The 11,904-nt window shown below is 49.3% G+C and carries 15 protein-coding genes; 9 read left to right on the top strand and 6 right to left on the bottom strand.

Annotated elements, in window-relative coordinates:
• Nucleotides 1-27: 27 nt before the first annotated feature.
• Nucleotides 28-681, bottom strand: a complete 654-nt coding sequence (locus tag ACZ483_RS01660) for a site-2 protease family protein (RefSeq protein WP_464324437.1) — start codon at nucleotides 679-681, stop codon at nucleotides 28-30.
• A gap of 27 nt (nucleotides 682-708) precedes the next feature.
• Between ACZ483_RS01660 and ACZ483_RS01655 the strand changes: the two genes are divergently transcribed.
• The 3 genes from ACZ483_RS01655 to ACZ483_RS01645 are packed head-to-tail and all read left to right on the top strand — an operon-like array spanning nucleotide 709 to nucleotide 3,444.
• Entirely contained in the window at nucleotides 709-1,182 is a 474-nt protein-coding gene (locus tag ACZ483_RS01655; protein WP_464324436.1) for a ribosome maturation factor RimP, read from the top strand.
• Nucleotides 1,176-2,177 (top strand): transcription termination factor NusA, encoded by a 1,002-nt coding sequence (gene nusA / locus ACZ483_RS01650; RefSeq protein WP_464324435.1) that lies wholly within the window; start codon nucleotides 1,176-1,178, stop codon nucleotides 2,175-2,177. Before ACZ483_RS01655 ends, nusA begins: the two co-directional genes overlap by 7 nt.
• Complete coding sequence (locus tag ACZ483_RS01645; RefSeq protein ID WP_464324434.1) at nucleotides 2,170-3,444, top strand: class I SAM-dependent RNA methyltransferase; 1,275 nt, start codon at nucleotides 2,170-2,172, stop codon at nucleotides 3,442-3,444. The genes nusA and ACZ483_RS01645 overlap by 8 nt, the downstream gene beginning before the upstream one ends.
• Here ACZ483_RS01645 and ACZ483_RS01640 read toward each other — a convergent pair.
• Together ACZ483_RS01640 and ACZ483_RS01635 are read right to left on the bottom strand one after the other, a co-directional pair.
• Nucleotides 3,435-3,860, bottom strand: coding sequence for a hypothetical protein (locus tag ACZ483_RS01640; RefSeq protein WP_464324433.1), 426 nt, complete (start codon nucleotides 3,858-3,860; stop codon nucleotides 3,435-3,437). The genes ACZ483_RS01645 and ACZ483_RS01640 overlap by 10 nt on opposite strands.
• Before the next feature lie 3 nt (nucleotides 3,861-3,863).
• Nucleotides 3,864-4,397: a hypothetical protein gene (locus ACZ483_RS01635; RefSeq protein WP_464324432.1), complete on the bottom strand. Its 534-nt coding sequence runs from the start codon at nucleotides 4,395-4,397 to the stop codon at nucleotides 3,864-3,866.
• A 15-nt stretch (nucleotides 4,398-4,412) separates the two neighbouring features.
• Here ACZ483_RS01635 and ACZ483_RS01630 point away from each other — a divergent pair, with 15 nt between their 5' ends.
• Nucleotides 4,413-5,495, top strand: a complete 1,083-nt coding sequence (locus ACZ483_RS01630) for a 3-deoxy-D-manno-octulosonic acid transferase (RefSeq protein WP_464324431.1) — start codon at nucleotides 4,413-4,415, stop codon at nucleotides 5,493-5,495.
• Here the strand turns inward: ACZ483_RS01630 and ACZ483_RS01625 are convergent.
• Nucleotides 5,478-5,876, bottom strand: coding sequence for an arsenate reductase ArsC (locus ACZ483_RS01625; protein ID WP_464324430.1), 399 nt, complete (start codon nucleotides 5,874-5,876; stop codon nucleotides 5,478-5,480). The genes ACZ483_RS01630 and ACZ483_RS01625 overlap by 18 nt on opposite strands.
• A 16-nt stretch (nucleotides 5,877-5,892) precedes the next feature.
• Between ACZ483_RS01625 and lpxB the strand changes: the two genes are divergently transcribed.
• Together lpxB and ACZ483_RS01615 are read left to right on the top strand one after the other, a co-directional pair.
• On the top strand, nucleotides 5,893-7,014 hold the full coding sequence (gene lpxB, locus ACZ483_RS01620) for a lipid-A-disaccharide synthase (protein WP_464324429.1): 1,122 nt from the start codon (nucleotides 5,893-5,895) through the stop codon (nucleotides 7,012-7,014).
• A 31-nt stretch (nucleotides 7,015-7,045) separates the two neighbouring features.
• Nucleotides 7,046-7,681, top strand: a complete 636-nt coding sequence (locus ACZ483_RS01615) for a hypothetical protein (protein ID WP_464324428.1) — start codon at nucleotides 7,046-7,048, stop codon at nucleotides 7,679-7,681.
• Here the strand turns inward: ACZ483_RS01615 and ACZ483_RS01610 are convergent.
• Together ACZ483_RS01610 and ACZ483_RS01605 are read right to left on the bottom strand one after the other, a co-directional pair.
• The gene (locus tag ACZ483_RS01610) at nucleotides 7,622-8,572 is read right to left on the bottom strand and encodes a glycosyltransferase family 9 protein (RefSeq protein ID WP_464324427.1); all 951 of its coding nucleotides are present in this window, start codon (nucleotides 8,570-8,572) and stop codon (nucleotides 7,622-7,624) included. The genes ACZ483_RS01615 and ACZ483_RS01610 overlap by 60 nt on opposite strands.
• On the bottom strand, nucleotides 8,569-9,015 hold the full coding sequence (locus tag ACZ483_RS01605; RefSeq protein ID WP_464324426.1) for a DUF4878 domain-containing protein: 447 nt from the start codon (nucleotides 9,013-9,015) through the stop codon (nucleotides 8,569-8,571). Before ACZ483_RS01605 ends, ACZ483_RS01610 begins: the two co-directional genes overlap by 4 nt.
• A gap of 16 nt (nucleotides 9,016-9,031) precedes the next feature.
• Here ACZ483_RS01605 and ACZ483_RS01600 point away from each other — a divergent pair, with 16 nt between their 5' ends.
• Genes ACZ483_RS01600 through ACZ483_RS01590 form a run of 3 tightly spaced genes read left to right on the top strand, consistent with a single transcriptional unit; the run spans nucleotide 9,032 to nucleotide 11,838 of the window.
• Nucleotides 9,032-10,177, top strand: coding sequence for a Re/Si-specific NAD(P)(+) transhydrogenase subunit alpha (locus ACZ483_RS01600; RefSeq protein ID WP_464324425.1), 1,146 nt, complete (start codon nucleotides 9,032-9,034; stop codon nucleotides 10,175-10,177).
• 5 nt (nucleotides 10,178-10,182) lie between these two features.
• On the top strand, nucleotides 10,183-10,464 hold the full coding sequence (locus tag ACZ483_RS01595; RefSeq protein ID WP_464324424.1) for an NAD(P) transhydrogenase subunit alpha part 2: 282 nt from the start codon (nucleotides 10,183-10,185) through the stop codon (nucleotides 10,462-10,464).
• On the top strand, nucleotides 10,465-11,838 hold the full coding sequence (locus tag ACZ483_RS01590; RefSeq protein ID WP_464324423.1) for an NAD(P)(+) transhydrogenase (Re/Si-specific) subunit beta: 1,374 nt from the start codon (nucleotides 10,465-10,467) through the stop codon (nucleotides 11,836-11,838).
• The last annotated feature ends 66 nt before the right edge of the window (nucleotides 11,839-11,904 follow it).

Genomic DNA, 11,904 nt, shown 5'->3' with positions numbered 1-11,904 from the left:
TTTTATAAATATAGTCCCTTTAACATTTCAGGCTCCGCCCAGTATGAGATTGTAAAGGAATATGAGGGGAGGGTATATGATCCTTCCCAGAACTCCAGTGAAGAGGAGTATCGTTATGACGAAGAAGCCGTAGATCTCATACTTGTAGAAGATCTCCCAGTATTTGAAGGAGAGGAAGCTCATGACCGCCTTGCTACCGTCGAGGGGAGGTATGGGAATTATGTTGAATAGGGCGAGGATAAGGTTTATAAGAACCGACTTGGCTGAGAATATGAGGAGGGGATAGATGATAGTGTTGGTAATAAAGGGATCTACCACATCGGAGAGGTTGTAGAGTATCCGGTAGGCTGCTCCGAAGAGGACGGCGAGGGTGAGGTTCATTACAACTCCCGCTATGGATGTGAGGAACGTCCCTCTCCTCAGATCTCTGAAATTGAGAGGATTTATGGGCACGGGCTTCGCCCATCCGAATATGACGGGAGATCCTAAGATTATGAACATCGCCGGGAGGATTATAGTCCCGAACGGGTCTATGTGAGGAATTGGATTCAGGGTGAGCCTTCCCGCCAACTTTGCCGTGGGATCACCCATCCTGTAGGCGACCCACCCGTGGGCTACCTCGTGGAGTATCACAGCTATCATGAGGGCGGGTATAGAGAGGACGGCTTCACTCAGGTTCATACCAACGAGAATTATAAAATAATACTCATGAATGTTGATAGTAAGGAGATAGCAAGAAAAATCAAAGAGTTGGTAGAGCCTATCGTGAAGAGGATGGGTTACCGGCTCTTTGACGTGGAGTTCAAACCGGAGAGGGGGTGGGTCCTCAGGGTAATAATAGACAAACCGGGAGGGGTTACTATAAGAGATTGCGAGGAGGTGAGCAGGAGGATAAGCGCTCTCTTGGACGTAGAGGATATCATACCCTTCTCCTACATGTTGGAGATATCTTCCCCCGGACTGACGAGGGAACTTGAGAAGCCTGAGCATTACGAGTTCTTCAAGGGTAGGCTCGTTAGGGTCGTTCTGAGAGAACCTGTCGGTGGAAGAAGGGAGGCGACCGGATACGTGGAGGATGTCAGGGAAGGTATAATAACGCTCAGGGAAAGGGAGAAGGGAGAAGAGCTCCACATACCCTTCTCTGCGATCGCCAGGGGAAGACTGGAGCCGGAGAGATGGTAAAGAACATAAGGAAGCTCATCGAACAGGTAGCGAGGGAAAAGGATCTTCCCGAGAGGGTCGTCGAGTACGCCCTCAAGAACGCTATAGCCATAGCTATAAAGAAAGACAAGAGAATAAGGGACACTCTCGATATAGAGTTCACCGACGAAGGTATAAAGGTCTACGTAGTGAAAAAGAAGGGAAAGAGAAGGGAGAGATTCCCTTTGGATATATCCACCGAGGATGTGAACAGGATTGCCGCCTACGCGGCTAAGGAGGAGTTTTTAAGTGAGCTCGAAAGAGCCGAGAGGGAGAGGGGATTTTTAGAGTTCAAAGAGCTCGAGGGTGAGATAGTTACGGGTATAGTGAGAAAGGTCTACGACAACGGGGACGTCCTCGTGGATCTCGGTAAGGTGGAGGCTATCCTCCCCAGGAGAGAGCAGATACCGGGAGAAGCCTATAAAGTGGGGGACAGGGTCAAGGCTCTGCTTTTAGAGGTAAAGAAGGTTCATGGAGAGCCGAGGCTTATCCTCTCGAGGACACATCCCCTCTTTTTAAAGAGACTTCTCGAGACGGAGATACCGGAGGTGGCAGAGAAGGAGATAGAGATCAAGGCTGTAGCAAGGATACCGGGTGAGAGGGCTAAGGTCGCAGTCTTCGCTAAGGACATGAAGATGGATCCTGTAGGTATAGTGGTCGGTCTCAGGGGATCGAGGATACAGCCTATCTCTGAGGAACTCCACGGGGAGAAGATAGACGTGGTGAGGTGGACCGAGGACGAGGAAGAGTTCATAAGGAGAGCTCTCTCGCCAGCTCAACCTACTGCGATAAGATTGATACCTGAGGAGGAAAGGGCTGAGGTGGCAGTTCCGAAGGAACAGCTATCTCTCGCCATCGGGAAGAAGGGGAGCAATGTTAAGCTTGCCCATAAGCTAACGGGGTGGCATATTGATGTGATGTCGGAGGAGGACTTTGAGAAGCTCGCAGAGCTTAGAGAATCGGAACCGGGTGAGTGAAGATACCTTACGCCTCAAGATAGATAAGCTCGTTTACGGCGGTTACGGACTGGGAAGGCACGGGGACAAGGTGTTCCTCGTCAGATACGCCGCTCCCAACGAGCTTGTGGACGTTGAAGTTTTAGAGGAGAAGAAGGACTACACCGAGGCTCAGGTAAAGAAGGTCGTTATATCCTCCAACGTCCGCAGGGATCCGCCCTGCCCTTACTTCGGAGTCTGTGGAGGGTGCCAGCTCCAGCACGTAGAGTACAACGCCCAGTTCGAGGAAAAGGAAAAGATCCTTTTAGAGACCCTCGAGAGAATAGGGAAGATAAGGGATTCCAAACTTCTCGAAGGTATACCCTCGGGTCAGGAGTTCGGCTACAGGATAAGGGTTCAGTTCAAAGTAAAGAACTCCCGGATCGGCTTCTTCCGCTGGAACGAGAGGGAGGTGGTGAACGTAGATAGCTGCCCCATAGCCCATCCGAGGATAAATGAGCTGATAGAGCCTTTAAGGGAGTGTGCGGAGTACATAAAGGAGCTTCAGGAGATCCACATAACCTACTCACCCACTGAGAATAAGTTCCTCGTTAAGTTCATAGCGCCGACAGAGATAGACAGGGAGTTCCTCAGCAGATTGAAAGAGGATTATCTCCCCGAGGACGTGGTCGGTGTGGGAGACTACTCGAGACTCAGAACGATACTGAATAGACGCTACTGGATCGGAAAGGATTACCTGTTTATGAAGGTAGGAAAGTGGACCTACAGAGTGAGTGCCGACTCCTTCTTTCAGGTGAACCACACCCTCTGGGAGAAGTTTATAGACGCGGTTGTGGACGACATCTCCTACAGGAAGGCTCTCGATCTGTACTGTGGTGTGGGTTTCTTTACAATACCTCTCTCGGAGCGGGGAAACTTCATAGAGGGTTCGGACGCGGGCACCTCGGCTATAAACGATGCGGAGTACAACGCTAAGATAAACGGAAGGGACAACGTCGTATTCGTCCGATCCGATGCCTTCAGACACCTGAAGAGCAGAGGTGGAGAGGTTCTTGATCTCGTCGTTCTCGATCCTCCGAGGAGCGGTTTAGAAAACAGGGAGCTCGATTTACTCATTAAGAATAAACCGGAGAGGATAATATACGTCTCCTGCAACCCCTCCACCTTAGCGAGGGATCTGAAGGTTCTGATAAAGAGCGGATACGAACTCGAGGGGACGAGGGTTATAGATATGTTCCCCCAAACATACCACGTAGAAAGCATAAGCTACCTGAGGGTTCAGGAGTAGGAAAAGACGAACTTTCCTTTCTGTATCTCTTCGGGAGTTAGAACTACCTTGTCGTTGGACATGAACTGAACGAAGCCCTCTATCAGGCCTATGAGGAAGTAGATTACCGGCGATTTCCCTATATCTTCAGCCCTTACGGCGTCGCTGAATATATCGTTCTCAACGGTTATCTTCCCGTCCTCCTTAATAACCTTTTTAGCAAAGCCGAGTTCCTCCAACATCATGCAAGTCCTTCTGACTGCCTCCTCCTTTTCAAGAACCTCCGGCAGATGACCTATCAGACTTTCGAGAAGCCTCGGACCGCTGTGTCTACCCGCGTCCCTGAGAACGGCGTTAGCCCCCTTATCACCTATAAGATTCCTAACACCCTCTATCATCTCAACGATCGCTATTAGGAGTATGTCCGGATCTACCATGCTTCACCCCCTGCACTGTTCTAAACCTGAAATCGGCACGAGCCGATCATCTTTAATCTCTACAAAGTCCGTAACTATGCTGTAGGTATCCCGAAGGGTGTAAAAGGCTTCGAGAACACTTTTTTCGAAGTTCCTTTCCAAACTTTTCACCGTGTAGTCCAGATCCCTCATCTTTATGAAGGCGACTCCTGCCCACCTGTCCTTGAGCATACCAACTGTGACATTGAGCCGGTTTATAAAATCGAAGATCCCCTCCTTCGTAAGCCTTACGCTCCCGTCTATGAGAAGGACGTCGCTTCCCCTCAGCTTCCTGAGACCCCTGTACGCTGCGAAGGCTGGATTCTCCCTCACGCTGTTTATCAGACAGAGATCCGGAAACCTATCGAAAAGATCCTTGAAGTGGGAACTCACCGAAGCGTACATACTGTCTATACCTATGATCTTCTTTATTATCTCAACGTTCCTTTCGAGTTCGGAGTAGAGTTTCTCCTTACCGTGCTTGAGGAGTTCCGGGTAGAGTATCATCAGAGCTTTCATGGGTATAATTCTAACGTGAAGTGGGAACTCAGGAAAAGGCTATTGCTCGAACCACCTGACTTAAAAGGAATCACCGATCCCCTATGGGTTCACTGCGCTAGCGTCGGAGAGTTCAACACACTGAAGCCCATCTTGCAGGAACTAAAAAGGCGCTTCCCTATAGTGCTTACCTACTTTTCATCGAAAGCAAGCGACTACCTTAAAGCTCAGAAGGGTTTCTACGACATTCTCTTCCCCCTTCCCTTAGACCTTCCCTTTTTAATTAGAAAGTTCGAGAAGTTAGTGAAGCCAAAAGCTTTAATAGTAGCCGAGAGGGAGATGTGGATATCTTTGATCAGCTTTACCCGATGCAGAAAGATACTTGTAAACGCCTACGCGAGGGGAGGTCTTTTGGAGAAGTTCCTCGTTCCGAAGTTTGATCTGATAATTGCGAGAACGGAGAAGGATCGGGAGATATTTCTGAGAGAAGGAGCTAAAGGTGTTATTACCTGTGGAAATCTTAAGCTCGTTCGGGAGGGAGAGGTAGAACCACCGGCCATAAAGATAGAGGAAGGCTTCAAGGTTATTGTTGCAGGGAGTACCCACAAGGGCGAGGAGAAAATAGTTCTGAGAGCCTTCACAGAGCTAAAGGAGTTCTTCCCTATAAAGCTGATAATAGCTCCGAGGCACATAAGCAGATCCGCGGAAGTGAAGAGAGAGGCGGAAGAATTTGGCCTGGAGGTATCTCTAAGAAGCGAAGATAAGGATACGTGGGACGTTTTGATAGTAGATACCCTCGGAGAACTCAGGGGTTTCTACTGTCTCGGGGAAGTTGCCTTCGTGGGGGGAACCTTTGTTCCGATAGGAGGACACAACCTTTTGGAGCCCGCCTTCTGCGGAAAACCTGTCCTATTCGGACCTCATACGGAGAAGGTGAAGGATCTCGAAGAAATACTCTCAAAGGCGGGTTACGGGTTCAGGGTGGGGAGTTATGAGGAGTTGAAAGACACTCTTCTGAACTTACTTAAGGCGGGCTTTTCTCCGAAGGAAGATATAAAAGGCTTGTCGGAAAAGGTGGAGGAGTGTTATCTGAAGAACCTTCTAAGAGAGCTTGAGTAGATTCCTAACATGTTCCTCTATCTCCTCCAGGGTTTCCCTGAAGGACTCCACCGTTTCCCTGGGCTCATCTATGAGCCAGTTTTCCCTTCTCTTGTGGGATATAACGAACTCGCACTTCTCCTTAGCCTCGTTGCAGACAGTCACCAGAACGTCAAGCTTTTTGTAGGGGATCTTCCCGATCGGTTTTGGATAGAGGCCTTTTGTAGAATAGCCCTTCTCCTCGAGTACCCTTAAAGTAAGGGGATGAACCTCTCTCGCCGGCTCCGTCCCTGCAGAAAACACCTCCGCTCTTATGCCGAGATCCGAGAGGACACTCTTCGTTACAGCCTCGGCCATTATGCTCCTTACAGCGTTCTTCTTTCCAACAAAACCGATCTTCATGGCTTTTAATAATACCATGTCGCTCAAGGTCTTCCTCTCCGTTGGGGACATATCTGCGGCTAACTACCTCTACGAGATCTTCAGAGAAGGCTTCGAGGACGTAAATCTTATCGGTATAACGAATGAAAAGCTCGAATCGATAGGCGTAAAGAGCGTTGCCAAGATATCTGATATATCGGTGGTCGGGATAGCGGAGGTTGTTCCCAAACTCTTCAAGATAAGGGAAGTGTTTAAAAGGACTCTTCTTGAAGTGAAGAAATCTGACGTTCTTGTAGCCTGCGATGCTCCTGGCTTTAACCTCCGGCTCATAAAGAAAGCTAAGGAATTAGGAGTTAAGAGAATCATCTACTTCATATCCCCTCAGGTGTGGGCTTGGAAGCCGAGGAGAGCTGAGGTAATAGCAGAGTTCGCCGACGATCTTATCGTTATCCTTCCCTTCGAGGTGGATATATACGGAAGGTTTGAAAGCCTCAGGGTTCACTACGTGGGACATCCCCTCGTAGACATGGTGAAGCCTTCCCTCGATAAAGCTGAGTTTCTGAGAATATTAAACCTCGAGAGAAAACCCGTAAACCTGATGCCCGGAAGCAGGTGGAGCGAGGTAAAGAGACATACCGACTTTCTGAAGGAAGTTATAAAGAAGATTCTCAAAGGAAAAAGGATAGACTTCGTTCTCCCTACCTTCCCCGAGTTTAAGGAGTTCATAGAGAGGAAGCTCTCGGATCTTCCCGTGAGGGTGATAACCTCTGAGGAGATCCCCGATCCTGCCTACAACTCCATGTTCCACTCCGAGATCTCCCTCATAGCTTCCGGAACTTCTTCCCTCGAGGCGGCTCTCGCCCTTAATCCCCACGTTGTCTTCTACAGGGTGAGTCCGATAACCTACCTACTGGGTAAGCTTCTTGTAAAGGTGTCCTTCGTATCCCTTCCTAACCTGATCCTTGGTGAGGGCATAGTTCCCGAGATGATAAACAGAGATCCAAAGGAGGTCGCCTCTGAGGCTCTGAGTCTTCTCGAGGATGAAAAAAAGAAGGATAGAATGAGAGAGCGTTTCAGGGAGCTGAGGGAGAAGCTCGGGGGTGGGGGGGGTATCCTGAAGTTGAGAGAACTCTTTAAAGAGCTGATCTTCTCTCCTTGACGGGAAAGTGATTATTTACAATACTTAAACTATGTTCACCGAAACGACGATCCTGATAGTTCTGAGCAGAATCGTGGAGTTCATGGGGATACTCGCCACCATGTTTCTCATGTTCAAAGGATACAAGCTCAGATACGTTGTCATAGTGGGAGGGGTCGTGGTTCTGAGTCTTATTACCAGCTTGATAGGACTCTTCTTCAGGGATTACCTGCCTCAGATAGCCCTCGCCGATCTTATAATTACGGGTTTAGTTCTCCTCGGAGTTATCCTCTACGTTAGCAGAAATCCAGAGAAGGCTAAGGACTTTACACCTCCCGAGAAGGTTAGATGTCCCGTCTGTAATGTCCAGATAATAAAGGAGGACGAACTCTGTACGATGAAGATAGGTTCCTATACCTATTACTTCGATTCCTGCGACCATCTCGTAAAGCTGATGAAGGAGATAGAGTTCTTCCTCGAGAGGAACAACCTCCCGAGAGGTGAGGTGAGGGATCTTTACGTAAAGACGAAGGACACGGGAAGGTGGAAGAAGTTGGAGAACGTTTTTATAGTGGAAGAGGAGGGGGTTTACAGAGCTTACGAGAAGCCTCAGGAGAACAAGAAGATCTTAGATCTTAAGGAGATCCTCGAGAACTTCAAAGACAAGATCGGAAGTAGGAAGGCTTGAGCACTCGTAAGTTCCCGTCCTGCACCTCTTCGGGTTAGGAGAACAGGGTGAGCAGGGAGCGGGATTGTTAATGTACCTGCCTAAAAGGGGGTAGAAGCCATACTCGGAGGAGGTCGCAGTATAGATGGTGAGCGCAGGAACACCGAGAGCGTTCGCTATGTGGACAGGGGAGGAGTCGTTGGAGATAACGATCTTAGAACCCGCAATCACTCCCATGAGCTCCCTGAGAGAGGTTCTCCCTACAAGGTCTATAAAATTTACTCTCTTTTTCAGTTCCTCAACCTTCTTCCTGTCCGATGGGAGACCTGTAACCACCACGTTGTCGAGCCTTCTTATAAGCTCAGCCCAGTTTTCCAAACTCCACTCCTTCAGGGGAAAGTTTGAGAAGGGGTTCACTACGATGTAATCCTTATCTCGAAGTCCGAACTTCTCTAAGGTCCTCTCCCTCTCCTCATCGGGAAGGGGAAGGTAAGTCTCCTTAACAAACTCCTTTATTCCGAGGGGTTTGAGCAGTTCGAGGTTTCTCTCAACTTCGTGGAGCTCCCACCTGTGCCTCACTATCTTCGTGTAAGCCCACCGGAACTCTGATCTGTCAAAGCCTATTCTCTCCGGTATTCCCGAAAAGAGCATTATCAGAGCAGTTCTGAGTGAGCGGTGGGGGACTATAGCCACATCGTACCCCTTTATTTTTTTCAAGATCGAGAAGCTCTCCCTGAGTCCTTTCGAGAAGGGGATTAACTTTATGTCCCATCCCTTGAAAAGTTCAAGAATAAAGGGTCTTCCCACGAGGGCTATCTCCGAACTGGGGAAGTTCTTTTTTAGAGTTCTTACCACGGGTGTAGTTAAGATTACATCCCCGAGGAATGCAGTCTGCCAGATAAGAAATTTCACTTCCCTTTAGCTTTAGTCGGAGGAACGTAAGGAGAGATATCCGCTATCAACCACTTCCCATCTTCCTTTATAAGAACGAAGCTAAATATTTTTTCTATATCGTTCTTGTCTTCTACCTTCACCTTTATAAGGGCCGTGTTCTCGCCTATGATCTTTCCGTCCTTTACCTCCACTTCCTCTATGTTAGCTCCCATAGTGCTCAGCAGGCAGGCAAGAACCTCCGAGGGCCGCAGTTCCGTAAACTGGACTGGCAGTTTGATTTCCTTCGCGAGGGAGTCCCTGTAGGAAGGGTGGAGGTACCTTATCGCTTCCATTCCTTCCTTTTCCTTTATCTCTTCCATGAAGTCCTCAACCGTGTCCTTTGCAGCTCCGTAGGGTTCACCACAGGACTTGATTCCAAACAGGGTAAGTGCTACAAGGGAGGCGAGAGCTATCTTCCTCATGCTAAAATTATACACCATGTTCATCGGCCTTCTCAAAGAAACGTATCCCAACGAGAAGAGAGTCTCCCTTATTCCGGCCGAGGTTCAGAAGCTCAGAAAGTGGGAAGTGAGTGTTCTCGTGGAAAAAGGTGCGGGCGAATCGGCGGGATTTTCCGACGAGGAGTACAGGGAAGCTGGAGCTGAAGTAGTAAGTAGGGAGGAGGTCTTCGAGAGATCCCAGATCCTCCTGAAGGTAAGGGACCTGATGGCAGATAAAGAAAACTTCTTAAGGGAGGCGGACGGATACTTCGGGAAGGTTCTCATAGGTTTTCTCGAGCCTTTTGCGGTGGAAGAGATCCTTGAAAAGGTTAAAGCTCTGAACCTAACCGCCTTTGCTATGGAGCTTATACCGAGGATAACGAGAGCGCAGAGTATGGACGCCCTTTCATCTATGGCTACCGTAGCAGGTTATAAGGCTGTTCTTATAGCTGCAGATATGCTACCTAAGATGTTCCCCATGCTCATGACCGCGGCGGGAACGATCCTTCCCGCAAAGGTGTTCGTGGTCGGAGCTGGTGTTGCTGGTCTTCAGGCTATAGCAACGGCAAAGAGGCTCGGTGCGGTCGTTCAGGCTTACGACATCCGTCCTGCTGCAAAGGAACAGGTTTTATCCCTCGGTGCCAAGTTCGTTGAGTTAGGTCTTGAGAGCGAACAGGCAGAGGACAAGGGAGGATACGCGAGAGCTATGGACGAAGAGTTTTACAGAAGACAGAGGGAGATGATGACCGAGGTGGTGGCGGAGAGTGACGTGGTGATAACCACCGCAATGGTTCCCGGTAAAAGGGCTCCCGTTCTCGTAACGGAGGAGATGGTTAAGGGAATGAGACCGGGATCGGTGATAGTGGATCTCGCCGCCGAAAGGGGCGGGAACTGCGAGCTTACCGTTCCGGGAGAGGTCGTTGAGAGGTACGGAGTAAAGATAGTGGGAGCTGTGAACCTTCCGTCGAAGGTTCCCCATGATGCAAGCCAGATGTATTCGAGGAACGTATTTAACTTCTTGAACCTGCTTATAAAGGATGGTGAGCTGAATATAGATTTAGAGGACGAAATAATAAGGGACACTCTCCTCTTCAGAGACGGAGAGCTCGTAAGTGAGAGGATAAAGGAGCTGTTGGGAGGTTGATCTAAATGGAAGACTTCGTCATGTACTTCACCATTTTTGTTCTCTCGATGTTCGTTGGTTTTGAGGTGATAACGAAGGTTCCTCCGACCCTTCACACTCCCTTAATGTCAGGTTCCAATGCCATATCGGGGATAACGATCGTGGGAGCTCTCATATCTGCAGGATCCCACCACACAACGTTGACAACCATCCTCGGCTTTATAGCTCTTGTCTTTGCGACCATAAACGTCGTGGGAGGATTCTTGGTTACCCACAGGATGCTTGAGATGTTCAGGAGGAAGGAGTGAATGGAAAAGATAGTGGTAAATCTCGCCTACCTCCTCGCCGCTTCACTTTTCATCTTCGGTCTTAAGGGGCTATCCCATCCAAAAACCGCTGTACGAGGGAACATGCTCGGTGCCCTCGGTATGCTGATTGCGGTTGTCGTAACTCTCTTAGACAAGAGGATAGTGGACTTTTCCCTCATCATAGCAGGTCTCATCATAGGTGCTGCGATAGGAACACTTCTGGCTCTTAAAGTTGAGATGACCGCCATGCCTCAGCTCGTTGCGGTCTTCAACGGACTCGGCGGTGGAGCCTCAGCCCTCGTTGCAGGTGCAGCTCTCTACGAAACCAAGAATCCTGACTACCTCTTTACCACAGCCTCCGTTGCTTCCGGGATCATAGGCTCCGTTACCTTTTTCGGAAGCGGTGTCGCCTTCGCCAAACTCCAAGGGCTTATAAAGGAGAGACCCATAAGGTACACGGGTGAGCAGGTAGTAAAGGCTCTCTTTGCTCTTGGAGCTTTGGTGTTGGGAGCTTACCTAATTGCGCACCCTCAAAACATCAGCCTTTACTGGATGATCCTTCTCCTCTCGGCTGTTCTCGGTATTCTCCTCACTATAGCCATAGGCGGAGCTGACATGCCTGTCGTTATCGCTCTACTGAACTCCTACTCCGGTCTCGCCGCCGCAGCTACGGGGTTCGTTCTCCAAAACAACGCTCTTATAATCTCCGGTTCTCTCGTCGGAGCGTCGGGAATAATCCTTACGAACCTCATGTGTAAGGCTATGAACAGATCCCTCCTGAACGTTCTCTTCGGAGGCTTTGGAGAGATCGCTAAGACGGAAGAGGAGGACATTTACGCTGGAAAGATAAAGGCTACCTCTCCCGAAGAGGTGGCACTCCTCTTAGAGGGAGCTCGGAGAGTTGTGATCGTCCCAGGATACGGCATGGCGGTTGCTCAGGCTCAGTATGCGGTGAGGGATCTTTACAACCTGTTGGAATCCAAAGGAGTCGAGGTTGAGTTTGGGATACATCCTGTAGCCGGTAGGATGCCCGGACACATGAACGTCCTGCTTGCAGAGGTGGACATACCCTACGAGAAGATGAAAGAGCTCGAGGAGATAAATCCGACCTTTGAACAAACGGACGTGGTGATAGTGATAGGTGCCAACGACGTGGTAAACCCCCTCGCACAGACCGATCCCAAAAGCCCCATAGCAGGTATGCCCGTATTAGAGGTCTGGAAGGCAAAGACCGTGGTAGTCATAAAGAGGAGTCTCAGCCCCGGATTTGCTGGAATTCCTAACCCCCTATTTGCTATGGACAACACACTTATGCTCTTTGCGGATGCCAAGAAGGCGGTTCAAGAGATAGTGAACGCTTTGAAGGAGGGATAAAGGTCTCTTACTTTTTTTCTTCCACTCCCAAAGCCTTATAGAGAAGATAACGGATTTCTTTCAACG

The organism is Hydrogenivirga okinawensis, assembly GCF_055385515.1.
This window is presented reverse-complemented; position numbering and strand designations above follow the sequence as displayed.

Bases quoted from the DNA above. Each gene is read 5' to 3' on its own strand.
- ACZ483_RS01605 (WP_464324426.1), bottom strand. From the start codon at position 9,015: ATGAGGAAGATAGCTCTCGCCTCCCTTGTAGCACTTACCCTGTTTGGA.
- ACZ483_RS01660 (WP_464324437.1), bottom strand. From the start codon at position 681: ATGAACCTGAGTGAAGCCGTCCTCTCTATACCCGCCCTCATGATAGCT.
- ACZ483_RS01655 (WP_464324436.1), top strand. From the start codon at position 709: ATGAATGTTGATAGTAAGGAGATAGCAAGAAAAATCAAAGAGTTGGTA.
- ACZ483_RS01600 (WP_464324425.1), top strand. From the start codon at position 9,032: ATGTTCATCGGCCTTCTCAAAGAAACGTATCCCAACGAGAAGAGAGTC.
- ACZ483_RS01640 (WP_464324433.1), bottom strand. From the start codon at position 3,860: ATGGTAGATCCGGACATACTCCTAATAGCGATCGTTGAGATGATAGAG.
- ACZ483_RS01625 (WP_464324430.1), bottom strand. From the start codon at position 5,876: ATGAAGATCGGTTTTGTTGGAAAGAAGAACGCTGTAAGGAGCATAATG.
- ACZ483_RS01595 (WP_464324424.1), top strand. From the start codon at position 10,183: ATGGAAGACTTCGTCATGTACTTCACCATTTTTGTTCTCTCGATGTTC.
- ACZ483_RS01590 (WP_464324423.1), top strand. From the start codon at position 10,465: ATGGAAAAGATAGTGGTAAATCTCGCCTACCTCCTCGCCGCTTCACTT.
- ACZ483_RS01635 (WP_464324432.1), bottom strand. From the start codon at position 4,397: ATGAAAGCTCTGATGATACTCTACCCGGAACTCCTCAAGCACGGTAAG.
- ACZ483_RS01615 (WP_464324428.1), top strand. From the start codon at position 7,046: ATGTTCACCGAAACGACGATCCTGATAGTTCTGAGCAGAATCGTGGAG.
- lpxB (WP_464324429.1), top strand. From the start codon at position 5,893: ATGTCGCTCAAGGTCTTCCTCTCCGTTGGGGACATATCTGCGGCTAAC.
- nusA (WP_464324435.1), top strand. From the start codon at position 1,176: ATGGTAAAGAACATAAGGAAGCTCATCGAACAGGTAGCGAGGGAAAAG.